This is a genomic window from Aequorivita sp. CRS11 (assembly GCF_059693805.1).
This window is the reverse complement of the sequence record NZ_JCATIG010000001.1, coordinates 95,925-121,708: the sequence shown is the minus strand read 5'-3', so window position 1 is coordinate 121,708 and position 25,784 is coordinate 95,925. Positions and strand designations below refer to the sequence as shown.

Below are 25,784 nucleotides of genomic sequence, written 5' to 3'. Positions count from 1 at the left end.
TATGGTTAATAGTTATTAGTTAATTGTTTGTTTTAAATTCATTTATTTTTTTTATAAAAACTACAAGATTTGAATCTTGCAGGAAGTTTCAAAAAGTCCCCTTTGGGGGATTAGGGGGCTAATTTATTTGAACCAAAGATCCTTTCAAAACTGCGATGGCGCTTGTTGAAACTTCCGCGCCAGCGTTGCCTTGGGCTTTGAATTGGGCATTGGCTTTTACATTTACGTTCATCGCTTCAATGTTGCAATCGCCGGTTGCTTTTATGCTGAAATCCTTTCCACTTTCCATTGCAATTCCGCCGTTACCCATTGTTATTATATTTCTATTGTCATCCTCAATTTTTATAACACCCGCATCTTCATCGATGGTTACTTTTTTACCTCCCGGAGTTTCAATAATGATTGATTTTTTCTCATCGTTGAAAATCAATTTCAGTTCGCTTCGGGTTACAAATCCTTTTTCGTGATTGTCGTCGGAAGCTGTCAATGGAGCAGGTTTTGCGCTGCTGTGAAGCATTCCGAGAATTACGGCGTGGTTTGGATCATCGTTTACGAAACCTACAATTACTTCGTCTCCAATTTCAGGAAGAAAAAATGATCCTCGGTTATTTCCCGCATCCAAGGTTGCTATACGTGTCCAAATGCCTTGTTCGTCTTTGTCAATTATTGGTATTTTTACTAAAATTCTGTCCTCGCCGTCAGGATCCGATTCCAATTGTGAAACAACCCCAACTTGCAAACCACTAACTGCTGGAAGAATACCAGCAGCAGGCAATTCTGAAATATCGTAGGTTTCGCTGAACCATTTTGGGTTCATCCCGAATTCGGCGTCAACGGTCCAATTACCGTTTACAATTTCATGACGTACGGCACTGATAAATATTTTTCCGTTGAAACGATTGCCAACGCCTTCCAACTTCAGCATGGTTCCGGGTTTTACTGTTGGAATTCCTTGAAATTTTACACGTCCGCGGGTTTTTGAAAGTTGCTGAAAAAGACTTTTTGCATCGCTCCAATTTTGTAATTGGGTTGAATTGTAATTGCCGCCGTGTTTCAATTCTAAATTTTCGTGATCGATGACTTCTGCCAAATCTGAAGTTGAAATATTTCCGTTTAAAGAAATTCCTGGATCAGTAGCTTCTGCTTCCACAATTTCCTGTTCCGAAGGATTCCAACCGTATGCAGTGATGGAATTGAACTGATTCCTTGCGTCCATCTCGGCATCAAAGTCGAGTAGGGTAGCGCCAAAAGCGACCGTTTCCACTTCGTCTTGGGATAAATCAGGTTTTGAAATTATTATTTTTCCATCATCGACTGTGCATATTTGACCATTGAGTTGGGCACGGGTCATCATAAAATCCCAGTCAGAAGTACGGTATTGCACCATTTCTTTATTTGTGAAAGATGTAGTTTCTATATCGCTTTGCAAGCCATACTTCCCAATTATTTCCTCAATAATATCGCTGTCTTTACTTTCGTAATAAAAATTACTTTTTGTACCGATGGTCATTTTCACAGCTTCGTCTCTACATTCCACAATCAAAACAGAATTATTCTCCCTAATTTTAATACTATGTTTTATGATAATTCCTTTAAATATGGTTTCTACATCGTTGTGATAACCTGCCTTTATTTCAATATTTTTTCCGGGAACCAATAAATCTTCATTGCTTAAATTAAAATTTTGTGATGCAGCTTCGCCATCTAAAAAGACGACCTGAGCAAAGGGAATACGGTTAATTTCCTTTTCAACCGAAATATTTTTTACTTGATGAACAGCAGAAAGTTCTGTGCCTTCAATCAATATTTTGAAGGTGACCAAATCTGCGCTACGCACGGTTTCTATGGTTCTGCTGTTGTTCATATTTAAGATACTTTTTCAATTGGCGGAAAAATGATTTGTTGTCCGGGTTGTAACCTTCTGAAATTTGTAAGATTATTGGCCGCAGCTACCTGCAGGTAATATTTTGAATCGCCATATATTTTGAAAGTCATAAGCGGAAGTGTATCGCCATCTTTCACAATGCGTACATGTGTTAAATCTGGCGAGTTGTTGTTTTCGCGCGCTACTCTCAAACTATCTTCTACCACCCCTTTGAAGCTTGCTGTTACAACGGCCCTCAATGGCACACCCTCCGGTGAAAAAAGTTTGTATTCAATGGACATTTCGGCTAGGATCCCTTTGAAAAGAAGTGTACCCCAACCTATCATTAAATAGTTTGGTTTGTGTTCATCGCCATTGTAATCAAACACAATTCTTTTAAATCTTTCAATGTCCGCAACAATGCCGATACCTAAGTCATCACTATTTCCTTTTATGATTCCGGTTCTATCAAAGAGAAACTCAAGGTTTAAACCTTCAGGTACCGAGCGTACAAACTTGGGTTGTGTTGCACTGGTACCCTGACCTTGGGCCTCGGTGTATTCTATTTTGTATTTGAAAGCATATTTTTCGGGATTCAACAAAGATGAAAATACACCATCGCCCACGATTTGGGTAAATTTATTATCGCGGTAGGCTATGATTTTCAGTTTTTTGAGTTCTCCTTTCATTACCGTTCATTTTTGCGTTCTTCAATTCGCATTATTTCTTCAACACAAGTTTTTACAATAGTATCCATTTTGCCTCCCGATTGTTTATCAGGAGAGGCATTGGTTTGCTCAGTACCGTTCACATTTATTTTTATGTGAAGTTCTTTAATTTCTATGGGCATTTTATACGAGTGTAAAATAGTTGTACGCTAACTCTATGGTTTCAATCGTTACTTTGCTTTGTTCGGCATTTAGTTCCGCAACATCCCATTTTATAGGGTAGGCATGAACTACATTCCAGGTTACCAAGGGTTCGTGGTTTTCGTTCAGCAGTTTCACGGTTAGATCCACAGGCGCGAAGTCAAAACTTTCAATAGCGTCGCGACACCATTTTATGAGCTGTGAGTCGGTTACCATACCACGTTTTAAAACAAGGTTTGGAAATTTGGATCGTACCGGAAACTTATGTTTGAACCTGTTTTCGCCTCCTTCGGCAAATTCTTCGGTTTCAATATCTACGGAAAGCCCTGAAACAGATTGGAACTGAACGTCTTTATCCTGTGAGGAAATTCCGTTAAATTCCACCTTAAAATGGAAGCTTACGGGAGGGTACGGATTATTCATTAATCACCGTTTTGAATGGTTAAACCTTCGTGGGCAATTTCCAAAGTTTCAATAGCAGTTTCGTTGCCGTCGCCTTTCAGATCGGTTGACTGCACCTTAATGGGAAAGGCATTTTTAACTTTCCATACTATTACGGGTGCGTGTTCCTCGTTCAACAATGAAATGGTAATGTCGCGACGCTCAATTTTATTAAGGCTTACGGTATTCCACCATTGATAGAATTCGTTATCGTTAGCAAACGAACCACGCTTCAATGTGATATTGCTGTATTTTTGCATCCCCGGCATTTTTATTTTGCTGTATTCCGGGCTGGCACCGTGGCGGTACTCGATCATTTCGGTTTCAACGTCCAGTCCGCTGACTTCGGTAAAACCTATGTTTGTTCCTCCCCAGTCTACTGAGAAATGAAACTTTACTAATGGATATGTATTTGCCATTTTGCTATGTGTTAAATGTTAATGGTTAAATGTTAAGTGTTTTGTGTTCCGTTTGAAATAACTGCTCACTGCTACTGAAAACTGCCAACTAAGACTACGCTTCCTGCATTTTGTGTGAGAATTTCAATACGATGAATTCTGCTGGACGAACTGCAGCCATTCCTATTTCGATATTCATAATTCCGTTCAAAATATCATCTGCGGTCATGGTCTCACCCAAGCCTACGCGAACGTAAAAGGCCTGCTCTGGTTTTGCCCCAGCTAAGGCACCGGCGCGCCATTGAAGAATTAAGAAATTCTCTATCATCGCGCGTACTTTTACCCAAGTGTTTGCATCGTTCGGTTCAAAAACAAATTGTGCCGTAGCCTTTTCAACAGATTCTTCAACCATATTGAAAAAACGACGTACGGGTACGTACTTCCACTCATTGTCATTACCGGCAAGGGTGCGTGCACCCCAGACGAGAATGCCTTTTCCAGTGAAGGATCGAAGTGCATTTATAGATTTTCCCGAGGTGTGAATGTTCAAATCCTGTTGTGCCTCGTGGGTTATTTTGATGGTTGGCTCTACAGCAGCACTTACAGATTCATTAGCGGGTGCTTTCCAAACACCGCGATTACTGTCTACGCGCGCAAAGATTCCAGCCATTGCGCTACTTGGCGGAAGCGTAACGTACTGTTTTTCCAGTTCCGTCTTTATTTTGTTATAAAGTATTAAGTTGAAATCGGTATCACCACTATCAGCAAGTTCACTTAATGCTTTAGTATCATAAGCGCCTGCTGAAGTAGTATTTGTTTCATCTGTTACATTATGCGCCAATGTAACGGCTGCATCATCATATGCGTAGCTATAAGCAGTACTTAGGAAAGGGTGATAGGCAGCCCCATATTTTAATAAATCAACACCATTGCCCAAGGAAGCTGTGTTGCGAATGTTATCACTATTATTTGCGAATGCATCAATAATAACAAAACGATCTTTCAGTTTTTGTGATTGCATTAAAGCCCTATTAATAAGCGAATAGTAACTTGAGGCTGTGGAAACGGCCATAGCATCTGGAAATACATATAGTGTGGGTTCGTCAAATTTTTCCAGTTCGTCCAAACCTGCCGAAAGCAAAGGCTGATTTACAGTGCCGCTAGTATAATCACCCACGGAACAGATGTAGCAAGGCCCCCCGCCATTGTCAAAATACATGCGCATGGCATAATACATTACATACGGACTGGTTGTACCCATAGCCACGCTAAACTTTTGGTCTAAAAGCTGGACTGGTGGCCCGCTGTTTATAGTATCGTTGATTGTTACTGTAATATTTGCCTCGTTTTGTGCCTTTCCAAAATAGGTTTCGTATTCCAGCAGCGAAACAATACGTTTCGGTTTGTTGCGAACGGTAGTGTCACTAATTTGTGTGTAGCCAATAAAGGCCGGAATTGCTGTTTCCACTTGTGCCACTGATGGCGGAAACTTCGATATTTCCTCCACATAGACCCCGGGTGTTTTGTACGTTGTTGCCATAGTTTCTGTTATTGATTAATATATATTTCTGAAATGGTTTTAATTATATTTCCACCGCCATCCTTTTCAAACAGAAGTCTCGAAGGAAATGCAGATGGACGTTCCTGGCCGCCAAAGCTGTAACCGATGATACCATTTTTTACTAACGGCAGTTCAGCAGGATCTGTGGAATGCAGCAGACTACTGTCTGTTGCATTGCGATAATTCCAAATAGTACTGCGGTTTTTTATTTGAAGTTTAAATGTTTTTGGATTTGCGGGAATGGTTCCGTTTACGTTTAAGATATTTCGGGAATTGCCATCAAACGGAACAGTCTCGTCTCCAGCCATTTCCAATGAAATGATTCCGAAGAGTCCAATCTTTTCTTTTTCGGAAAGATTTGTTCGTATTTCACCATAACTTGCTTGGTTTATTGTGAAATCTTCAATTGGCAGAGTAGTAGTTTCCAAATCTAAATAGTTAAAGGAAACGCCCTCTGTAACAGGTTTTTTGTTCGAGAGATAGTAGGGAATAAGAGGTTTTGAATTCACAGTTGAATAATTTTCAAAGAGTGCATCCTTCACATAAATCAAAAAATCAAAGACTGTAGCTTGCGAAAGGTTTACCAATGGTCTATATATTCCCGAATTTGGAGCCGTTTCTTCTGCTTTTGAAAAGATCGTAAAGCCGTTTGAAGTTGTTTTAAAAACGAGCTTGTTTCCCTTAAAGAGTTCCTGGGTTTTTTCGGAAGGAATAATTTTACAGAAATCCTCAAAATTATAATTGACAAGCTGAGCTTCTTTCAATACCGGGCTACTGTCAAAAGCCAAATTGCCATCATCCAAAAAATAACTATGGTATATGTTTACACTGAACAGTTTGCGATATGTTGTAGTGAAGCTCATTAAGTTATGTTGTTTAGAATTCCGGAAACTTCCGTGATAGGAGTGCCTTTTTCAAGAAGGGCATCGCTTTCAATTTTTACTATGCTTATTTTGTAGAGTACGCTGGGCAGGGCTTTTCCGCCCAAAGTGCCCCATATATAATTTAGTTGCTCAAAAGTTGGCGTGTAGAGTTCTGAAATAAAACGAAACTCTTTTATATTTTCCAATGCGGGAATGGCCGGATTCAATGGAGTGTTTACTTGTGTAAATATTTTTTTTGATTGAAAAAATTCTATAATAACGGAAATAGCGGTTAGCGAGCGCGTATATGTATTTCTATTTGCCGAGAAGAGTGCAAAAACATTTAGGTTTACTGGTGCATTTTTGTAAATAGTTTCCCCGTTTTTAACTTTGATATTTGGATTGTTTTTTAGTGAGATTTCCTCTTCAATGTTTAAAAGCGAAAGCACCACTTTATCGTTCATAGTATTTATGTCGGGATCCTCATGTTTTGAAACATTTTCCAGAACCACCAGATTTGCATCCGTAGTTTTTTGCTCCAAATATTTTGAAACTTGATCTTTTACTATTTCTAGCGTTTCGTAAATCATTTTGCAAGGAATCAGTTGGTTGTTCTTATAAACCCAAATGTATTGAAACATAAAAGTCTATACAACAGGATTTTACCTGAATTTTCAAGGGGGTTTTCACTGTATTTTTCATAGGGAAAACCCCTGTTTGGTTATAGGAAAAATCCTATACGGAAAGGGGATTTTCCCTGTTTATTCGTTACAAAAAGCACTTTTTTGATTGTTTTTACTACATTGCTGCCAATTAACCTTAAAACCAATTTAATTATGTCAAAACCATCAAATTGTATTACTGTTGCCGCAGCAAGGCAATTACAGGATAACTGGGTAGCAACACGCGCTGTTGATATTGAACGTGCCATGGGATCGGGAGATACTCGTGAATTTTTGTTTAGCGTTGCAGAGCTTGAAGAGTTTCTGGCCTATGTGAAAGCTGGTTCCGGAAGTATGAATCCAGGAATTCGTATTTATTTTGGAGCGTATGATAACGCAACCTCTGATAAAGCTACGGTCTTTTTGGCTCCTACATTGGGCACTACTCAAGGAGTGGCAAATGATTATAGTTTAGAGCCTTTAAACAACAGTATTGGTGGATTTCCTCCAAAAAACTATTAATAGTGTTAGCACTTTTCTTTGTACACCTAGTAGAATTTTTAGCATTTCTAACCGGGCTTATTTATTATCAAAAAAATAACTCCAAACCAACTTTATACCTGGTTTGGTTTTTAGGTATTACTGTGTGTTCTGAGATTTTTGGTTGGTACGCATATTTTGTTGAGAATGGTTTTTTGTATTTTTTAAAGGGAACCCCTTTTGAATCAAATTATTGGTGGGCGAATATTTATACAGTAATTAGTTATTTGTTCTACGTAAACTATTTTAAGTGGTATTTATCGGCTAAAAAATCAGTAACTATTATTAATAGGGTTTCAATAGTTTTTTTGATATTCAGTATTTTGGAAATAGTGTTTTCAGGGGATTTCTTCATTAAGTTTATGCCTATAACCAATATTCTCGGGACTTTGTTTGTTTTCTTAAGTATTGCATTTTATTATTTGGAATTGTTGAAAAGTGATCAAATCCTGCAAGTACAAAAAAGCCTTCCATTTTATATATCAGTAGGAGGGTTGCTTTTTCATCTATGTACCACTCCATTTTTTATATATAGTTCTTATTACAGCAATACTATTGACCCTGGGTTTGTGAATCTATATAAACAGGTTATCTTTGGGACTAACTATTTGTTGTATTCCATCTACATTGCTGGATTTTTAATATGCTATCGGACAGAGAACCCCTACTACCCCAAGAAAAGCTTTTAATAGTTTATTTTATTGCTGTACTGTTGTTTTTTGCGGTCTTTGCAATTGTTTTCGTTGTTGCTTTTCAGCGCCGAAAAAACAAATTTTTAAAGGAACGTTATGAAGCAGAAAAACGTTACCAACGCGAATTAGCAGATTCACAAATAGAGATACAAGAACAAACCCTAAAGAACATCGCTTGGGAGCTGCACGATAATGTGGGCCAATTGCTTTCCGTGGCCAATATCCAGCTTAATGTATTGTTGAATTCCGCTCCGGAAACTTACCATGGACAAATTCAGGAAACAAAGGGCATAGTGCAAGAATCCGTTCAGGAAATACGTTCCCTATCCAAGGTGCTCAATAACGATGTGGTTCTAAAAAATGGGCTACTTGCTTCGCTGAACGTGGAGCTTGACCGATTTAAGCGTTTGGGCTATCTCGACGCCTCCCTAAAAATAACTGGCGACATAATTCCTATAAATAGCGCGAGCGAAATTATCATTTTCCGGATTCTGCAGGAATTTCTTTCTAATGTATTGAAACACGCCCGAGCTTCAAAATTATTCGTACATTTAGAATATAAAGAAAAAACGCTGGATATTTCAGCAAATGACGATGGAATTGGCTTCGATACCTCTTTGAAAACTGACAGCTCAGGTATGGAAACTATGAAGAGCAGGGCAGAATTGATAAATGCAGAATACAAAATCGTTTCCGAAATAGGAAAAGGCACTCAATTATACTTAAGTTATCCCTATAAAAGCACAAAATGAGACCAGAAACAAATCATACAGTTGGTATAGTGGACGACCACTCTCTTTTTGCACGTTCATTGGAAAAACTTATCAATTCATTTCCGCACTTCCAAGTTATATTTCACGCTAAAAATGGATTACACCTCCAGGAAAAAATTGAGGACAGTAATGTTTTGCCAGAGATAATACTTTTGGACATAAATATGCCCGTGATGGACGGTTTTGAAACGGCAGAATGGCTCACGCGGCACCATCCTGAAATAAAAGTGTTGGCACTTTCCATGCAGGATGATGAACACACAATCCTTAAAATGTTGCGTAGAGGGGTAAAAGGATATTTGCTGAAAGACATACACCCCGAAATTTTGAACACAGCCCTTAAAGAGTTGAGCGAAAAAGGATATTATCACTCCCAAAAGGTATCTGAAACCTTGCTGCATTCCCTAACTCCCGATGAGGAAGGAAGAATTTTCGACTTTAAGGAAAACGAACTTACTTTTATAAAATTAGCTTGTTCTGAGTTGACCTATAAGGAAATAGCCGTTATGATGGATTTGAGCCCAAAGACTATTGACGGGTACCGTCAGGATTTGTTCAAACGACTTAAAATAAAAAATAGAGTAGGGCTTGTTATTTTTGCTTTGAAAAGAAACTTAATTCAGCTTTAATTACAGGCATTCCATACGGCATCAACTGGAGGGGTAGCTTCTATACAAATTTCTTCTTTTTGAACGGGATGGGTCAAAGTCAATCTTTTAGCGTGAAGATGAATACTGCCATCTGAATTACTTCTGTCAAAACCATATTTCAAGTCTCCCTTTATGGCGCACCCAATAGCCGATAGCTGTGACCGAATTTGATGGTGCCTGCCAGTTTCCAAAGTTATTTCCAGTAAATAATAATTGTCAAGTTTTTTCAGAAGTTTATAATGGAGTATTGCTTTTTTGCTGTCCGGTACTTCTTTAATATGAGCGTATGATTTGTTCTGTTTTGAATTTCTTTTTAAGAAATGCATTAACGTATCCTCCAATTTGGGGGGAGGATTTTTCACTATTGCCCAATATATTTTCTCCGTTTCCCTTTTGGAAAACATTTTATTCAAACGTGCCAATGCTTTAGAAGTTCTCGCAAACACTACGACTCCACTCGTGGGACGGTCTAATCTGTGAACAACTCCTAAAAAAACAGCTCCGGGTTTATTGTATTTTTCGGCAATGTATTCCTTTACAACTTCCAAAAGGGGGGCATCTCCAGTTTTGTCGCCCTGTACAATATCTCCCGGACGCTTATTTACGACGATTAGATGATTGTCTTCAAACAGAACTTGAAGATTGTCTTTGGTACTATGTATGTTTGATTGTTTGATTTTTCTAAAAGGAAAATTATCTAAGAATCTAAAAATCAGATTTTAATATTGTTCACTATCATTTGGAAAATTGCCACTTTTTACATCAGCGCTATACTGGCTGAAGGCATTTTTCATTTCAGTATATAAATCGAGGTACCTTCTTAAAAAACGTGGGTTGAATTCGTGGGTCATCCCAAGCATATCGTGAGTTACCAAAACCTGTCCATCAACACCATTTCCAGCTCCAATGCCTATTACGGGAATGCTTATTCTTTCGGCCACTTCTTTTGCCAGCTTGGCGGGAACTTTTTCCAAAACCACAGCAAAACAACCTGCCTTTTCAAGCAATAATGCGTCAGAAATTAGTTTTTCAGCTTCCTCTTCTTCTTTGGCGCGAACGGTATAGGTTCCAAATTTATAAATTGATTGCGGCGTTAAACCCAAATGGCCCATTACGGGTATTCCGGCATTTAGAATTCGTTTTATGGATTCCTTTATTTCTTTCCCGCCTTCAAGCTTTACAGCGTGACCGCCACTTTCCTTCATAATTCTGATTGCTGAACGCAATGCCTCTTTTGGATCGCTTTGGTAACTTCCGAAAGGTAAATCAACCACAACCAAACTGCGTTCGATAGCGCGAACCACAGAAGCTGCATGATAAATCATTTGATCTAATGTAATGGGCAAAGTTGTTTCATGGCCAGCCATTACATTTGAAGCCGAATCGCCCACCAGAATAACATCTATTCCGGCGCTGTCCACGATCTTGGCCATTGTAAAATCGTAGGCCGTAAGCATTGAGATTTTCTCACCTTTCTTTTTCATGTCCACCAAAGTTTTGGTGGTAATACGTTTGTACTCTTTTTTGGCTGTACTCATAACTGTAACAAATTGGTGGGTAAAAGTACTAATTTTGGTGTACACTCATTAAATAACAACTATGAAGTTATTGGTTATCATTTTTGCAAGCATGGTTTTTACTTCAACATTTGCACAAAACCAGTTTTCGGAAGCAGATGCGCACAAAGTCGTCAATATTTTTTTTGAAGGATTTCATAAAGGAGATACCCTTTTAATGAAATCTGTAATGGCCGATGAAATGATAATGCAGACGGCTTACACAGATAAAAGGGGTCAGCATAAATTGAATAGTGATGACCCGAACGGATTTTTAAGTACTATAGCCAATCGCCCAGCTGATCAAAAATGGGACGAGCGTTTACTGGATTATAAAGTTGAGATTGACGGAAACCTTGCGCACGTTTGGACACCTTATGAATTTTGGTTAAACGAAACTTTCTTACATTGTGGAGCCAATAGTTTCACCCTTGCAAAGTTTGATGAGGGTTGGAAAATAATTCATTTAATCGATTCCCGAAGAAAGGAAGGTTGTATATAAAATTTTAGCAATCGCTAATATTTACTTGTACTGCCAAACCTCCCTCGCTCGTTTCTTTATATTTGGAAGTCATATCCTTTGCAGTTTCCCACATTGTAGCGATTACTTTATCGAGCGGTACTTTTGCTTTGGAGGGATCGCTATCCAAGGCCATTTCACAGGCATTTATTGCTTTTATGGCACCCATTGCATTACGTTCAATACAGGGAATTTGCACCAAACCGGCAATAGGGTCGCAGGTCATTCCCAAATGATGTTCCATTGCAATTTCACTAGCCATTAAGCATTGTTCCGGTGTTCCGCCCATCAGCTCGCACAAAGCTCCCGCAGCCATTGAAGAAGAAACACCGATTTCTGCCTGACAACCACCCATAGCAGCAGAAATGGTAGAACCTTTTTTGAAAATACTTCCAATTTCACCTGCGGTAAGCAAAAATTTACGAACATCCTCAAAATTGGCATCGTGGTTTTCAATCACCATATAGTACATCATCACGGCAGGAATTACGCCCGCGCTTCCGTTGGTTGGTGCTGTAACCACACGGCCCAACGATGCATTTACTTCGTTCACCGCGAGGGCAAAACACGAAACCCATTTTAAAATCTGGCGGAACTTTACTTCCGTGTTTCGTATTGCGCCAATCCATTCTTCGGCATTTGAGTATTTATGATTGCCAATAAGGTTCTTGTTCATCTCAAAAGCACGGCGGGTTACATTCAATCCACCGGGCAACGTACCTTCGGTGTGCGCGCCAACGTACATGGAATCCAGCATTACATTCCAAATTTTCTTTAAGCCGTCGTTTATTTCGGCTTCACTTCTAAGTGATTTTTCATTTTCAAGAACAATTTCAGAAATGCTTTTGCCTTCAGCCTTGCAGTATGCCAAAAGTTCTGTTCCTTTCTCAATAGGGAAGGGAAATTGCGCAAATTTTGCCAGTTTTATTTTTTTACGCTTTCGCTCTTTTTTTACGGTAAAACCGCCGCCTATTGAATAAAAAGAAGAAGATTTTTTGGAACCATCTTTCAACGTGGCCCTAAAAGTCATTCCGTTGGGGTGAAATTCTAAAAACTTCCGGTTGAAGATTATGTTTTGTTTCGGAAAAAAGGGTACTTCCTTTTCGCCGTTCAGTTTTAACTTATTTTCAGAATTGATAAAATCAATTTCTTTTTCAATGTTTTCAATAGGAAAAGTTACAGGGTCAAAGCCTGAAAGGCCAAGCATTACTGCAATATCGGTTGCGTGCCCTTTTCCCGTGAGCGAAAGGGAGCCGTACAAATCCACCGAAATTTCTGCTACGTCTTCAAATTGCTTTTTCTCTTGCAGTTCACCAATCCACCGTAACGCGGCACGCCAAGGCCCCAAGGTATGGGAGCTGGATGGGCCAACTCCTATCTTCAACATGTCAAAAACACTGATACTTTCCATAAATTTATTCTTAATTCAAACCTAAGAAATTTTAAGGGATCTTGCTAAAGGGAAGTGAGGAATTGTTCATAATTTATACTGGAAATATTCCATTAAGTAGGAAATATTCCTATTTTTGGACTATGGAAATTTTCACTTCAGGAAAACTCACAAAAGTAAAAAGCAGGCACGAGCCGGGTGTTTCAAAACAGACTGGTTTTGCAAGTCCCGCCACGCATTATCTCGAACCGACCATCGATTTGAACCAAGAATTACTTGTTAATCGAGACGCAACTTTTTTTGTAAGGGTTGACGGAAATGCTTTTAAGGAACACAACATTCTCAATAAAGATGTATTGATTATTGATCGATCATTAGCTCTAAATTTTGACGCTTTGGCATTGGTGGTTCAAGAAGGGGAATTTAAAATACAGCGTATTCCTTTTGGTTTTTCTGAGGAAACGGAAGAGTTCACCGTTTGGGGAATTATCACTTATATAATCCATTACGCCCGATGATTGCCTTGGTAGATTGCAATAGTTTTTACGCTTGCTGTGAGCAGGTTTTTCGTCCCGACCTTTTGGGGAAGCCTGTCGTGGTACTCAGTAATAACGATGGCTGTGTTATTGCTGCAAACAAAGAGGCTAAAGCAATTACGGACATTCCCATGTTTGAGCCCGTTTTCAAAATAAAGGATCAATTGATTGCCCATAAAGTGAACTTTTTCTCTTCAAATTATACCCTTTATGGCGAAATGTCGCAGCGGGTGATGAACATTCTCGGGATGTTTTCTCCAAAGGTGGAAGTTTATAGTATTGATGAAGCTTTTGCAGATTTATCTGGGATGAGAAATATTTCGCTAAACGATTATGGGCATTTAATAAAAGAAACCATTTCAAAAAACACGGGGTTACCAGTAGGTGTGGGGATTGCGCCAACAAAAGTGCTGGCAAAGCTGGCAAACCGAATGTCGAAGAAAATTCCTGACAACAACCACGTTTTTGTAATCGATTCCGAAGAAAAAAGAATAGAAGCGCTTAAATGGTGCAAAATAGGTGATGTTTGGGGTATCGGCAGAAAGCACGCAGAACGGTTGAAAAATATAGGGGTTTTTAATGCTTTTCAGTTCACCCAACTTCCGTTGCAATGGGTGCGAAAGGAAATGACCGTGGTAGGTGAACGTACATGGCGCGAACTAAGAGGCGAGCCGTGCCATGAATTCGTAATGCAACCGCCGCCCAAAAAAGGAATTGGTACCGCAAAATCTTTCGGTATAAAATTGCCCGATTTAGAACGTATTGAGGAAGCCTGCGCCTATTACATAAGCGAAGTGAGCGAGATGCTTCGCGCCCAAAAATCCTGCGCTACCTATGTTCAGGTTTTTATCATTACCAATTATCACAGTAATGTGGACAAGCAATATTCCGATAGCCGAACGGTAACTTTGGATATTCCTACGAACGACACCTTCAACCTTATTTCCGCTGCCCGAAAAGCGTTGGTAGAAATTTATAAACCCGGTTATCGCTACAAAAAAGTAGGGGTGAACCTTACGGGAATTATTCCGCAGGATTATGTGCAGGGAAATCTGTTTCACCAACCTTCTAAATTAAATAACTTAAAACTTATAGAAACCTTTGATGCCATCAACCGGAAATTTGGAAAAGCAACTATTTCTTCAGGTTTGGTGGGCACACGAGTTATTGAATGGGAACTCATTAAAAAAGAACGAAGCCCGCGCTACACTACGCAGTGGAAAGAATTGTTAAAAGTTGGGGAGAGAGTTGAAACTCAAAAATCAACTTTTTTAAAATCAACTTTTCCGTTTTCATCAATTACTTTATAAACTCCAAACGGGGCATCTTCATCCACAATTAAAAAACTTTCATCCTTCTCAAAATTATTGAGATAAGTTTTGTCTTCTGCTAGGTATGAAAACAACACCCTAAACAGGTTTACATTTGTCTTCAGTTTATCATCAAACCTCGGGGTTTCATTGTCGGGCCATTTTATGGCAAGCGTGGAAGCAAATATTGAGTTTATAAGCTTAGGGTCAGTTATTTTTTTATGACGTTCGCTCGTGTAGTTTAAACCCACATACCCTCCGTGGTCAGCGACTATTACTACAAGCGCTGAGGGATCATTTTTGGTTATTAGGGCAATCATCTCGCGCAACCAAAGATTTGCTTTTTCAAAATTTTCAACATACACTTTTCTTTCTTCCTCTTTGCCCTTGGATTGGTTTTTTGTGACGGAAATATGGCCCGGAAGAATTTTTTCAATAAAATAAAAGTTAGCTTGAATTCTATTTTCTTTAATAGCTTTTTTCATTTCATCAAGGCTATTCAAGGCCATGTCAAACCCTCGTGATAAAAATGAAAGTTCTTTATATGGAATGGAGCAATAATCATAACCTAACGTTGGCCTATTGACAATAATATATGGAGATTCAATGATCAGCGATGTTTTGTAGTTGTTTTTGTTAAAGACAGATACCACGACATTATTGCTGGCTATACTTTTTCGTAACTCATAGGCTTCCTTTGTGTTGCCTTTCGGATTTTTATAATAATGATGTTTCATCGCAAACATGGAACTATTGGAGGTAATTGTGTTGGTATAATTACTTCGGAAATTGGGATAAATCTTAAAATCTTTTTCGATTAGAAAACTTTCAAAGTTACTATTGTCAATATGGTAAGGCTCACTTTTTAAGGTATTGGCATTGGCATAACCATCTGGCTGAATAATATAAACATTTGGCCTTTTCTTAAAGGTAACTTCTGAAATATTATCTGGCAGTTGTTTCCATCCCGAAGAAAGATTAATATTATTCCCAACATAAACAGCCAATTGGATTGCTACAATCAATGCGAGTATATATTCAAGAATAATTACTTTGTTTAGATGCTTTTTTAAAAGAAAGGAAAACCCAAACATAAGTATCATGACTAAAAGAATTATCTTCTTCACCGGTCCAATAATACTATAAGTAAGGAGCGCGGCAAAACCTACCACATTTGAGAAGGTCAACAGTAAGTCATAATGTTTAGCAGCGAATGTTATTTTTTTCGAAAAAATTTTTAATAAAAAATTGATAATGATAGGGATCACTAAAAAGAAAGCGATAAAAAACAATAGCTGGGCTAGAGAATCAACCAGCGTAAAATTTGAATAATAGTTATAAAGAAAAGGATATAGACCGCTTGCAATACCTACTATTATAGGGCTCTTGGTATTATGTAAATTTTTCAAAAAGGTTCAATTTTTGTCGAAAATAAAAATACTAAATAATTCTTGTTTCGAAATTCTGCCATCCTGTCATAATCCTTCCGCTGGCATAATCATTGACTTATACACTCCGTAAAATAAAAATTGAATTAACTAAATATATAACACAATAGATATGAGTAAAATAATTGGAATCGACTTAGGTACAACCAACTCCTGCGTTGCCGTGATGGAAGGTAGCGAGCCAACGGTTATTCCTAACGCCGAAGGAAAAAGAACAACTCCTTCCGTAATTGCATTTGTGGAAGGTGGCGAAATTAAAGTAGGGGATCCTGCAAAACGTCAGGCTGTTACCAACCCTACAAAGACCATCAGCTCCATTAAGCGATTTATGGGGAACAAATATTCCGAATCAAAGAGTGAAGCGGAACACGCAGCATATAAAGTGGTAAAAGGTGATAACGATACCGCCCGTGTTGACATTGACGGACGCATGTACACCCCACAGGAACTGAGCGCAATGATTCTTCAGAAAATGAAGAAGACCGCCGAGGATTATTTAGGACAAGATGTTACCCGTGCGGTAATTACCGTTCCTGCATATTTTAACGATAGCCAGCGCCACGCAACCAAGGAAGCCGGTGAAATTGCCGGTCTTAAAGTGGAACGTATTATCAACGAACCCACTGCGGCAGCTCTAGCGTACGGTCTTGATAAAAAGGGAACCGACCAAAAAGTAGTGGTATTTGACTTTGGTGGTGGTACGCATGACGTTAGTATCCTAGAATTGGGGGACGGCGTTTTTGAAGTATTGGCTACTGATGGTGATACCCACTTGGGTGGTGATGATGTTGACCAAAAAATTATCAATTGGTTGGCTGATGAATTCAAAAAAGAAGAAGATTTTGATTTGAAGAAAGATCCAATGGCGCTCCAGCGTTTAAAGGAAGCTGCTGAAAAAGCAAAAATTGAATTGTCTTCCTCAACACAAACCGAAATCAATTTGCCTTACATTACGGCTACTGCCAGCGGACCAAAGCACTTGGTAAAAACGTTGACACGCGCAAAGTTTGAGCAACTGATTGAGCCACTTGTGAAAAGAACTATCGAGCCTTGTGAAAAAGCAATGAAAGCTGCTGGTTTGAGCAAGAGCGATATAGATGAAGTAATTCTTGTTGGGGGTTCTACCCGTATTCCTGCAGTGCAGGAAGCCGTTGAAAAATTCTTCGGAAAAAAACCACACAAAGGAGTAAACCCAGATGAAGTTGTAGCTGTTGGTGCCGCAATTCAAGGTGGTGTATTGACCGGAGATGTGAAAGATGTACTTCTTCTTGATGTAACTCCACTTTCACTTGGTATTGAAACTATGGGTGGTGTAATGACCAAATTGATTGAGGCCAACACTACCATTCCTACCAAGAAAAGTCAGGTATTCTCTACTGCGGCCGACAATCAGCCCAGTGTTGAAATCCACGTATTGCAAGGGGAGCGCCCAATGGCGAACGACAACAAAACAATCGGTCGTTTCCACTTAGACGGAATTCCACCAGCACAGCGCGGGGTGCCACAAATTGAGGTGACGTTCGATATTGATGCCAACGGTATCATTAAAGTAAGCGCTACCGACAAGGCTACCAACAAAACGCAGGATATCCGTATTGAGGCTTCTTCCGGCTTGACCGAAGAGGAAATCAAAAAGATGAAGGCCGATGCCGAGGCAAATGCCGAAAGCGATAAGGCTGCGAAGGAAAAAGTTGAAAAACTGAACGAAGCAGACGCAATGATTTTCCAGACTGAAAAACAACTGAAAGAGTTTGGCGATAAATTATCTGATGATAAGAAAAAGCCAATTGAGGAAGCTTTGGAAGAGTTGAAGAAAGCTTACGAAACCAAAGAGGTGAGCAATATTCAGCCAGCTTTGGATAAGATTAACGAAGCTTGGAAAGTTGCTTCAGAAGAAATGTACAAAGCCCAGGCAGACCAGCAGGGTGCCCCAACCGGTGATGCCGGAGCAGGAGCAGAGCAGGGAAGCACAAGCGGCGGCGCTGAAAACAGCGACGTTGAGGACGTAGATTTTGAAGAAGTAAAATAAGTTTTTAGAAATAGATTAATGTGAAAACCGCAACCTTTGGATTGCGGTTTTTTTCTTTACAAAATGAATGTATTTTAATTGCTAGGTAAATGAGCGGTCAATATTCCACTAGTACCACAATCTTCGGTAAAATTAAGTGATCCATTACTGTTTACTACCAACGTTACTATACAGTTATCCACACAGCCTGTGGTTACAGTTTCGGAATAGGTAAACGTGTTACCAACCTGTGAAACCAAGGTGAGGGATCCAATACAATATTCATAATCCACTGTACCGACGGAAAAGTCGCAAGCCATTTGTACCAACAAATTATAGACGTTTCCATTTGTATCAACTCCACTTCCTGACCAATCAAATGTACCTTGTACATCACGATCTTTATCATTACAATCTATTAAGTTTGAACATGAATTTTCTTGATCAAAATACCCATCGCCATCTAAATCTATAGCGTCACCGTGTGCCTTGTGAGCTTTAGCGGCATTAGTACTTACATTAATAATGTGTCCATTATGGCATACATCCACTTTTCTAGCTCTCTCAGCTCCGTTTTGATACTGTTGCTGTAGTTGCTGCTTCTTTATTTGGTCTGGTTCCCCTTCTTTTTCGCACGCGAAGACCATAAATGCGCACAGTAAGGCAAATGCATAATTTTTCATAATATATAGTTTATGGTTAAATACAGGCTATAATGCTGAGGAGAAGATTTGGAGTGTTTAAAGTAGTGAATTTTAGCGACTTATATATAATTTATTTATTCTTTTTTAAACATTTCATTTGAACAGACACTATATTCATTAAACGTTACTTATAATTCAAAATCGCAACATATTGAAGTTGCGGCTTGACTATTCTTTCTTAAGACAATTTGATTATCTTTCCTTAAAATAAAAATGTATGGATACTATTTCTACCATCATCCTTGCCGGGGCGCTTATCATTATTATGCTGGGAATGGGACTTAGCTTGCACATGGCCGATTTTAAAAGAATATTTCGCTATCCGAAAGCTATTTTTATTGGGTTGACCAATCAATTGATGCTGTTACCGCTCATTGGTCTGGGAATTACGTGGCTATTCCCCATGCAGTCCGAAATAGCGATAGGGGTTATGATTTTGGCGGCCTGTCCCGGCGGACCTACATCAAATTTAATTTCGCATTTGGCAAAGGCAGATTTGGCGCTTTCGGTAACGCTTACGGCCTTCAGTAGCTTGATAACCATTTTAACGATTCCGTTTATTGTGAATTTTGCCCTGGAATATTTCTTAGGGGTGGGGCAAGTGGTTGAACTCAACGTACTTTCAACTATAGTTCAAATTTTTGTAATAGTAGTCATACCTATTATAATAGGAATGTGGGTGCGCAAGTATCGTCCGCATTTTGCAGATAACATGGCAAAGCCCGTGCGTATTGCTTCGGGCGTAGTTTTGGGGTTGATTATTGTTGGCTTAGTCATTAAGGAAAGAACCAACTTTGTTTCCTTTTTTGAAAAGGCAGGAATTGCTGCATTGGTTTTAAATGTGGCCACCATGGTACTGGGTTATTTTTCGGCAAAATTATTTGGTTTGGGAAAAAAGGCAGCACGCTCCATAGCTATTGAGTCGGGTATTCAAAACGGTACGCTCGCGATTACAATTGCGGTAGTGTTGCTTCATAATTCCGCTTTTGCAATAGTACCTGCGGTGTATAGTCTATTGATGTTCTTGACCGGAGGCATAGTAATTTATTGGTTTAATAGAGAAGATAGATAGTCCTTAGTGAAAACTGGATATTTAATTATTTTCAGTGTATTTTTTAAAATTGTCCAAAATAGCCTGCCAGCCTTCACGTTGCATTTCCACAGAGTTTTCGGTTTCTGCGTCAAATGTGGTGGTTATTTTAGTTTTTTCGCCTAAATCTTGAAAAGTTGTAGTTACTTTTCTGCCGTCGTCCAGAGTATAACTTATTTTCTTTTGAGGTGCTATTTCATAATAAGTTCCCTCAAAACCAAACCCAAAACTGCCGTCTTTGGCTTCCATTCGTGAGCAAAGTTTTCCGCCTACACGTAGGTCGTTTGTGGCTTTTGGGCAATGCCAATCGTCACTGGCAAAGTTCCATTTAGTAATGTGCCCGGGTTGGTTCCAGTATTCCCAAACCTTTTTGGGCGCAGCGTTTATCGTGTTTTGCACGGTGACTTTTGTCTTTACCATGGCCATGAATTTTACGTATGTTAGTTCTAATCTAAAATAATTAAATTTTTATTTAGATTTTTAAAACAACACATTCCATTTTAAAGAAAAAAAAAGCGACTCTAAAAGAGCCGCTCAATTTAAAAGCTTGTTTTTTAACCAAATATTAAGCTTTAAGGTCTTTGGAGTGGGTGGGGGCCACTTGGTTCAAAGACCGGGGGCAATCTACTAATATTTTTCAAAAACACAATGTTTTTTATCGATAAAATATGTTTTTAACCGTGTTTAAAAAATAAGCGGCCCATTATAGGCCGCTTGGAAATGAGGAAATAGAATAGTGTTAATCTTCATTTTCGTCCCGTTCTACAGCTATTATGGACTGCGCGGGCTCAATTTGTGGGGAGTTATTGAGTAAATCTATTTTTGCTCCAGAATTTGACAGCAATATCACTGAAAAATCACTCGGATTGTTAAAATTATTTTCTGCTACCATAAGCTGCTTCAAATTTGGACAACTTGCCAATGATTGTGGTAAAGCGCCATACAAATCGTTATCAAACACATTAAAAACTTCAATCTGCCTAAGATTTCCCAAACTTTCGGGCACCGTTCCGCTCAATTGGTTACTGCTTAGGTGCAGCTGCTTCAAATTAGAAAGCCTGCCCAAAGACTCCGGAATGTTTCCATTAATGGCAGTGCCGTTTATTGCTAGAACCTCTAATTGTCCCAGATTGCCCAATTCCACAGGGATGGTTCCCGAAATAGGATTAAACGACAACTCCAATTTTTTCAAATTTTTTAATTGTCCCAAGGAGGACGGCAATGTACCATTTAAATTATTGAACAATAAATTGATGCCAGTTACCTTATTGTGTTCAACCGTAACTCCGTACCAAGTTTCCACAGGTTGCTCCACGTTCCATTGTTTGTTCCATTCCAATCCATTGGTAGCGGTATAAAGATCTAAAAGAACTTGTTTTTCTTGTTTGCTTACCTGTGCGAAAACTATGGACGCGATAAACATACATATGCAGGTTAATGTTGCCTTTTTCATAGTTTGGGGCTATTTGGTTGTTAAAGCGAAGTAAAAGAAACACAAAAGAAGCTAAAACACAAAATTATTCGATGAAATACACAATAAACAGTATGCTATTTTGAAATATTTAGCAATAATTCTCTGTTTACCTCGTGAATACCATCAAAAACCTCAATTTTTAATCGATCTTGAAAAAGTTTGTTTCCCTTCAGTTTTTCTTCGGTTTCCCGTGCTTCAGTAATGTATTGGTCCTTATTGCCATAAAGATAGATTACTTGTGTATTGGGACTTAAAAATTCAAAATCTGAAGGTTCCAATTCCGCAGGTATACCACCCGAATGCAGAATCAATTTATTGCACTGAATCTCTCGGCTCGCCACCCACCGTGTAGCTATGGAAACCCCTTGAGAATAGCCCATCACGATTAAATTTGGGAAGCTTTCAATCGATTCTTTTTTATAAACGGCATCAACATAATTCAAAATATTTTGGGTTTCTGTCATGGTGTTTTCACGCGTGAGCCAAGAGGCACCCACGTGTTTAAAATCTTTTCCCTGATAGTATTTTGAAGGGGCTTGGGGAGCAATGATGTAATTTTCATCAGCGTCCAATTCTGAAAAATAATTAATAAAATATTTACTCAAATAGCCCATTCCGTGGAAAACCATCCAAACATTTTTTGTCTTTTCGGTTAAGTTATTGAGTGTTCGGTAGGTATTTGTAGAGGTGTAGGCGGCTTCTTTTTGGGTACTCATATTGTTAACTTCAATTTTGTATTTTTACAAATGTAAACCAATACAATGAAGTACACCAATGATGAAATTTTGGCAGCGTGCAATAAAATGTGCCAAAATACCCTGATGGAAACCTTGGGGATAGAATTCACCGAAGTAGGCGAAGATTTTTTAGTAGCCCGAATGCCTGTAACCCCTAAGGTTCACCAACCAGATGGTGTGTTGCATGGCGGCGCTTCTGTGGCTTTGGCAGAAAGTGTTGGTAGTGCTGGGGCTTTTATGTTTTTGAATACCAAAGATATCGTAATCCGTGGAATTGAAATTGCAGCCAACCACGTAAAAAGCGTCCGTGATGGCTATGTTTATGCCCACGCTAACATTGTTCACAAAGGAAGAACAACCCAGCTTTGGCAGATAAAAATACTGAACGAAGACGGTGCTCTTGTCTCGCTCGTAAAACTCACCACCCTTACCTTACCCAAACACCAATAATGGACTTTAGCCTACTGACCGAAAAAATTTCAAAACAACTAAAAGAAAACTTGCCCTTTGTGGTTTATTCCTTACCACTAGAAGAGAAAGTTTTCGCTTTGCTTCAAAAAGATCAAACACGTTTTACCATAACAGAAATGACTCAGAACGGTTTTGTTTTGGCACCTTTTGAATATGATGGCAATGCGCTTTTTATTCCTGAAAATGTTTCCGAAAAAATTGAGAGTGAAATATTAAATTCTGATAATGAATCAGCTAAAACCCTAATTGCTAAAAATGCTGCGGAAGAAAAAGAATACTCAGAAAAGGTGGCTAAAACAATTGAAAAGATTAAAAGAAGAAAAGCTTACAAAATTGTTCTTTCCCGCTTTAAGGAATTTCCCTTAAAGGACTTTTCGGTTGAATTACTTCTAAATCGATTATTCTCAATATACCCTACTGCTTTTCGATATATTTGGTATCACCCGCAGACAGGACTGTGGTGCGGTGCCACACCAGAAACTTTAGTACAGGTAGAAAAGGATTCTTTTAAAACAATGGCATTGGCGGGCACACAGCCTTTAACTGATAAAGTACCGGTGGTTTGGGGCCCAAAGGAGCTTGATGAACAGCAATTGGTAACAGATGCTATAACCAATAGCTTGCAACGTGTAACTTCGGTTTTGAAAGTTTCCAATCCACATACCCATAGAGCTGGCTCATTATTGCATTTGCGCACAGATATAACTGGAATTCTAAAAAATGGAAAAGCTACCTTGACTACAATAGCTGCTGCTCTTCATCCTACACCCGCCGTTTGCGGTACACCACAAAAATTTGCCAAGGAATTTATCCATGAAAATGAAAGCTACGACCGCGAATTTTATACTGGATTTTTAGGGCCCATACGAGAAAATGGAGCAACAGCCTCGCTAATGGTAAATCTACGCTGTATGAAAATAGAAAACAACACTGCCCGTATTTTTGTGGGTGGTGGCATTACTATTGGTTCGCAACCGAGTGACGAATGGCAGGAAACACAAAATAAAATGCAGACCATGCTGCAAGTATTGCAGCCTATGCTGTAATAATTTTCGGCGTCTTTGTACCTTTGCGAAGCATGAAATTCTCAAATAAGATTCTCTCACAAACGCTTGTTCAATTATGTTTGGACAAGGGTATAGACCATATAGTTATTTCTCCCGGATCGCGCAATGCCCCACTTACCATTAGTTTTGGAGAACATCCAGATTTCAAATGTTTTAGCATAGTAGATGAGCGTTGCGCCGCCTTTTTCGCATTGGGAATTGCGCAACAACTAAAAAAACCCGTTGCCGTTGTGTGTACATCTGGCTCGGCTTTGCTCAATTATTATCCCGCGGTTGTCGAAGCGTTTTACAGCGATATTCCGTTAGTTGTCATTTCGGCAGATAGGCCTAAAAACTATATAGATATTGGCGATGGGCAGACTATCAGGCAGGAAAATGTTTTTGAAAACCACATTCTTTACAGTGCAAATTGCATTGAAGGTGATGACTTTCAGATTAAAAATGAAACCGAAATAAATGTTGCCTTAAATACGGCAATCGAGCTGAACGGCCCCGTTCATTTAAACATTCCCTTTTCCGAACCTCTATACCACACTTCGGAGAACCAAATGGTCTGGCCGCAAAATGTAGCGGCACGTTTGGATAGAGAAATTTTAGAGGAAGATTTGGAACCTTTTTTATCCAAATGGAACCCAAGCAAACGTAAAATGATTTTAGTGGGTGTTTTACCTCCAAATAGTGTGGAACAGCGTTTTGTGGAACAACTGGCCAAGGATGAAAGTGTTTTGGTACTGACCGAAACCACTTCCAACCTTCATAATGAAAGCTTCATCACAGCCATAGACCAACTTATCGCGCCCTTAAGGGACGAAGATTTTAGAGAATTGCAACCAGATATTCTCCTCACTTTTGGCGGAATGGTGGTTTCAAAAAAAATTAAAGCATTTTTGCGCAGTTTTCCCCCAAAACAGCATTGGCACGTAGATACCAAAAAAGCCTTTGATACTTATTTTGTATTGACGCACCATTTCAAAACTACTGTCAATAATTTCTTTGTGAAATTTCTTCCGAAGACAACTGCGGTTGAAAGTGATTACCAAAAACATTGGCTTGCAACAAAACAATACAGATTGCAACGGCACCAAGCATACGAAAGCGAAATTCCCTATTCGGATTTTATTGTTTTTTGTGAAATATTCCACAACCTTCCACAAAATATTCAGTTGCAACTGAGCAACAGCGCAACGATTCGTTACGCCCAACTTTTTGAGATTCCACCTTCTGCCGAAGTTTTCTGCAATAGAGGCACCAGTGGAATAGACGGAAGCACGAGTACTGCAGTGGGAGCGGCTTACGCTTCAAAACTGCCTACTGTTTTCATAACGGGCGATCTTAGTTTTTTCTATGACAGCAATGCGCTTTGGAATAATTATATCCCAAAAAATTTCAAAGTAATAGTTGTGAACAATAGTGGCGGTGGTATTTTCAGAATCCTGCCTGGCGAAAAGAACACACAGCTTTTTGATACATATTTTGAAACAAAACACAACCTAAGCGCAAAACAGCTTTCGGAAATGTATGGTTTTAAATACGAAACAATTCACGCAAAAGAAGACTTGGAGATAAGACTAAAAAAATTTTTCAATATAAAGGAAGAGCCTGCTTTGCTGGAAATTTTCACACCTTCGAATGTAAATGATAAAGTGCTTTTGGATTATTTCAAGTTTATTTTATAAATACCCTTTTGCCCAAATAACGGCTTCCGATAAATTATCGAACATATGAAATGGTTTCTTGCAGAACTTGGATTCTAGTTCTGCATTGGTGTGTCCCACTTCACTATAATTCACAACTGCCACGGCGCGTAATGTAGGTACTTTGTTAAGGTATTTGTAGTCCATGGGTTTGATAGAGTAAGAATGGACACGGTTTGATATATACACCCAGCGTTTGGAACCAAGGTAGTTAAGGCCTTTCAACAAAATGGAAAATCCGGTTTTATATGACATAACAATGCCTTCTTTTGCTTCAAAAACGACAACCGTATCATAAAAATAAATAACGCCAATATCTGTTTCCAGTTTTTTCTTTAACTGAAAACCTGAAGGAAGGTTATGTGGAGCAATTTTTTCCATTTTCAGTGTGAATTTACATTTTAAGTTTAATTTGTATATACGTGTTGCTAATTTTTTTTTGACAAGAATACAGTACCTTTGCCAC

28 protein-coding genes are annotated in these 25,784 nt (G+C 38.9%); 11 read left to right on the top strand and 17 right to left on the bottom strand.

Going from position 1 to position 25,784, the window contains the following annotated elements:
• Positions 1-118: 118 nt before the first annotated feature.
• From vgrG to AC58DT_RS00525, 8 genes are all read right to left on the bottom strand, one after another.
• Entirely contained in the window at positions 119-1,864 is a 1,746-nt protein-coding gene (gene vgrG / locus AC58DT_RS00560) for a type VI secretion system tip protein VgrG (protein ID WP_497214802.1), read from the bottom strand.
• Positions 1,865-1,866: 2 nt separating this feature from the next.
• Positions 1,867-2,553, bottom strand: coding sequence for a CIS tube protein (locus AC58DT_RS00555; RefSeq protein ID WP_497214801.1), 687 nt, complete (start codon positions 2,551-2,553; stop codon positions 1,867-1,869).
• Positions 2,553-2,714, bottom strand: a complete 162-nt coding sequence (locus tag AC58DT_RS00550) for a DUF5908 family protein (protein WP_497214800.1) — start codon at positions 2,712-2,714, stop codon at positions 2,553-2,555. Before AC58DT_RS00550 ends, AC58DT_RS00555 begins: the two co-directional genes overlap by 1 nt.
• Position 2,715: 1 nt before the next feature.
• Positions 2,716-3,156 carry a phage tail protein gene (locus AC58DT_RS00545; protein ID WP_497214799.1) on the bottom strand — a complete coding sequence of 147 codons (441 nt, stop codon included), beginning with the start codon at positions 3,154-3,156 and terminating at the stop codon, positions 2,716-2,718.
• Positions 3,156-3,593, bottom strand: a complete 438-nt coding sequence (locus AC58DT_RS00540) for a phage tail protein (protein ID WP_497214797.1) — start codon at positions 3,591-3,593, stop codon at positions 3,156-3,158. The genes AC58DT_RS00545 and AC58DT_RS00540 overlap by 1 nt, the downstream gene beginning before the upstream one ends.
• 94 nt (positions 3,594-3,687) lie before the next feature.
• Positions 3,688-5,112 carry a phage tail sheath family protein gene (locus AC58DT_RS00535; RefSeq protein ID WP_497214796.1) on the bottom strand — a complete coding sequence of 475 codons (1,425 nt, stop codon included), beginning with the start codon at positions 5,110-5,112 and terminating at the stop codon, positions 3,688-3,690.
• Between the two features lie 8 nt (positions 5,113-5,120).
• Positions 5,121-5,996: a hypothetical protein gene (locus AC58DT_RS00530; RefSeq protein WP_497214795.1), complete on the bottom strand. Its 876-nt coding sequence runs from the start codon at positions 5,994-5,996 to the stop codon at positions 5,121-5,123.
• Positions 5,996-6,586 carry a Pvc16 family protein gene (locus AC58DT_RS00525; RefSeq protein WP_497214794.1) on the bottom strand — a complete coding sequence of 197 codons (591 nt, stop codon included), beginning with the start codon at positions 6,584-6,586 and terminating at the stop codon, positions 5,996-5,998. The genes AC58DT_RS00530 and AC58DT_RS00525 overlap by 1 nt, the downstream gene beginning before the upstream one ends.
• A gap of 246 nt (positions 6,587-6,832) precedes the next feature.
• Between AC58DT_RS00525 and AC58DT_RS00520 the strand changes: the two genes are divergently transcribed.
• The 3 genes from AC58DT_RS00520 to AC58DT_RS00510 all read left to right on the top strand — a co-directional run bounded on the left by AC58DT_RS00520 (position 6,833) and on the right by AC58DT_RS00510 (position 9,292).
• A complete protein-coding gene (locus AC58DT_RS00520; protein ID WP_497214793.1) occupies positions 6,833-7,180 on the top strand; it encodes a hypothetical protein in 348 nt (115 codons plus the stop codon).
• 661 nt (positions 7,181-7,841) lie between these two features.
• Positions 7,842-8,642, top strand: a complete 801-nt coding sequence (locus AC58DT_RS00515) for a sensor histidine kinase (RefSeq protein WP_497214790.1) — start codon at positions 7,842-7,844, stop codon at positions 8,640-8,642.
• Positions 8,639-9,292 (top strand): response regulator, encoded by a 654-nt coding sequence (locus AC58DT_RS00510; RefSeq protein ID WP_497214788.1) that lies wholly within the window; start codon positions 8,639-8,641, stop codon positions 9,290-9,292. Before AC58DT_RS00515 ends, AC58DT_RS00510 begins: the two co-directional genes overlap by 4 nt.
• On the opposite strand, the gene AC58DT_RS00505 is transcribed toward AC58DT_RS00510, so the two are convergent.
• On the bottom strand, positions 9,289-9,975 hold the full coding sequence (locus tag AC58DT_RS00505; protein ID WP_497215317.1) for an RluA family pseudouridine synthase: 687 nt from the start codon (positions 9,973-9,975) through the stop codon (positions 9,289-9,291). The genes AC58DT_RS00510 and AC58DT_RS00505 overlap by 4 nt on opposite strands.
• 57 nt (positions 9,976-10,032) lie before the next feature.
• Complete coding sequence (gene panB / locus AC58DT_RS00500; RefSeq protein ID WP_497214787.1) at positions 10,033-10,851, bottom strand: 3-methyl-2-oxobutanoate hydroxymethyltransferase; 819 nt, start codon at positions 10,849-10,851, stop codon at positions 10,033-10,035.
• Positions 10,852-10,912: 61 nt separating this feature from the next.
• Here panB and AC58DT_RS00495 point away from each other — a divergent pair, with 61 nt between their 5' ends.
• On the top strand, positions 10,913-11,371 hold the full coding sequence (locus tag AC58DT_RS00495; protein ID WP_497214784.1) for a nuclear transport factor 2 family protein: 459 nt from the start codon (positions 10,913-10,915) through the stop codon (positions 11,369-11,371).
• A gap of 4 nt (positions 11,372-11,375) precedes the next feature.
• Here AC58DT_RS00495 and AC58DT_RS00490 read toward each other — a convergent pair whose 3' ends face one another.
• Positions 11,376-12,800, bottom strand: a complete 1,425-nt coding sequence (locus AC58DT_RS00490; protein WP_497214783.1) for an L-serine ammonia-lyase — start codon at positions 12,798-12,800, stop codon at positions 11,376-11,378.
• A gap of 41 nt (positions 12,801-12,841) precedes the next feature.
• Between AC58DT_RS00490 and AC58DT_RS00485 the strand changes: the two genes are divergently transcribed.
• The gene (locus tag AC58DT_RS00485) at positions 12,842-13,297 is read left to right on the top strand and encodes a S24 family peptidase (RefSeq protein WP_497214782.1); all 456 of its coding nucleotides are present in this window, start codon (positions 12,842-12,844) and stop codon (positions 13,295-13,297) included.
• Positions 13,294-14,625 carry a Y-family DNA polymerase gene (locus tag AC58DT_RS00480; protein ID WP_497214781.1) on the top strand — a complete coding sequence of 444 codons (1,332 nt, stop codon included), beginning with the start codon at positions 13,294-13,296 and terminating at the stop codon, positions 14,623-14,625. Before AC58DT_RS00485 ends, AC58DT_RS00480 begins: the two co-directional genes overlap by 4 nt.
• Here the strand turns inward: AC58DT_RS00480 and AC58DT_RS00475 are convergent.
• Positions 14,571-16,034 (bottom strand): alkaline phosphatase family protein, encoded by a 1,464-nt coding sequence (locus tag AC58DT_RS00475; protein ID WP_497214780.1) that lies wholly within the window; start codon positions 16,032-16,034, stop codon positions 14,571-14,573. The genes AC58DT_RS00480 and AC58DT_RS00475 overlap by 55 nt on opposite strands.
• A 151-nt stretch (positions 16,035-16,185) precedes the next feature.
• Between AC58DT_RS00475 and dnaK the strand changes: the two genes are divergently transcribed.
• Positions 16,186-18,102 (top strand): molecular chaperone DnaK, encoded by a 1,917-nt coding sequence (dnaK, locus tag AC58DT_RS00470; protein ID WP_497214779.1) that lies wholly within the window; start codon positions 16,186-16,188, stop codon positions 18,100-18,102.
• A 74-nt stretch (positions 18,103-18,176) separates the two neighbouring features.
• Here dnaK and AC58DT_RS00465 read toward each other — a convergent pair whose 3' ends face one another.
• On the bottom strand, positions 18,177-18,728 hold the full coding sequence (locus tag AC58DT_RS00465; protein ID WP_497214778.1) for a hypothetical protein: 552 nt from the start codon (positions 18,726-18,728) through the stop codon (positions 18,177-18,179).
• A 274-nt stretch (positions 18,729-19,002) separates the two neighbouring features.
• On the opposite strand from AC58DT_RS00465, the gene AC58DT_RS00460 reads away from it, so the two are divergent.
• Positions 19,003-19,857: a bile acid:sodium symporter family protein gene (locus tag AC58DT_RS00460; protein WP_497214777.1), complete on the top strand. Its 855-nt coding sequence runs from the start codon at positions 19,003-19,005 to the stop codon at positions 19,855-19,857.
• A 21-nt stretch (positions 19,858-19,878) separates the two neighbouring features.
• On the opposite strand, the gene AC58DT_RS00455 is transcribed toward AC58DT_RS00460, so the two are convergent.
• From AC58DT_RS00455 to AC58DT_RS00445, 3 genes are all read right to left on the bottom strand, one after another.
• Complete coding sequence (locus AC58DT_RS00455; protein ID WP_497214776.1) at positions 19,879-20,295, bottom strand: SRPBCC family protein; 417 nt, start codon at positions 20,293-20,295, stop codon at positions 19,879-19,881.
• Between the two features lie 319 nt (positions 20,296-20,614).
• Complete coding sequence (locus tag AC58DT_RS00450) at positions 20,615-21,328, bottom strand: leucine-rich repeat domain-containing protein (RefSeq protein ID WP_497214775.1); 714 nt, start codon at positions 21,326-21,328, stop codon at positions 20,615-20,617.
• A gap of 95 nt (positions 21,329-21,423) precedes the next feature.
• Positions 21,424-22,065 carry an alpha/beta hydrolase gene (locus AC58DT_RS00445; RefSeq protein WP_497214773.1) on the bottom strand — a complete coding sequence of 214 codons (642 nt, stop codon included), beginning with the start codon at positions 22,063-22,065 and terminating at the stop codon, positions 21,424-21,426.
• 45 nt (positions 22,066-22,110) lie between these two features.
• Between AC58DT_RS00445 and AC58DT_RS00440 the strand changes: the two genes are divergently transcribed.
• The 3 genes from AC58DT_RS00440 to menD are packed head-to-tail and all read left to right on the top strand — an operon-like array spanning position 22,111 to position 25,300.
• A complete protein-coding gene (locus AC58DT_RS00440) occupies positions 22,111-22,536 on the top strand; it encodes a PaaI family thioesterase (RefSeq protein WP_497214771.1) in 426 nt (141 codons plus the stop codon).
• A complete protein-coding gene (locus tag AC58DT_RS00435; RefSeq protein ID WP_497214769.1) occupies positions 22,536-23,603 on the top strand; it encodes an isochorismate synthase in 1,068 nt (355 codons plus the stop codon). Before AC58DT_RS00440 ends, AC58DT_RS00435 begins: the two co-directional genes overlap by 1 nt.
• Positions 23,604-23,635: 32 nt before the next feature.
• Positions 23,636-25,300: a 2-succinyl-5-enolpyruvyl-6-hydroxy-3-cyclohexene-1-carboxylic-acid synthase gene (gene menD, locus AC58DT_RS00430; protein WP_497214768.1), complete on the top strand. Its 1,665-nt coding sequence runs from the start codon at positions 23,636-23,638 to the stop codon at positions 25,298-25,300.
• Here the strand turns inward: menD and AC58DT_RS00425 are convergent.
• Entirely contained in the window at positions 25,295-25,699 is a 405-nt protein-coding gene (locus AC58DT_RS00425) for a hypothetical protein (protein WP_497214767.1), read from the bottom strand. The genes menD and AC58DT_RS00425 overlap by 6 nt on opposite strands.
• Positions 25,700-25,784 lie beyond the last annotated feature (85 nt).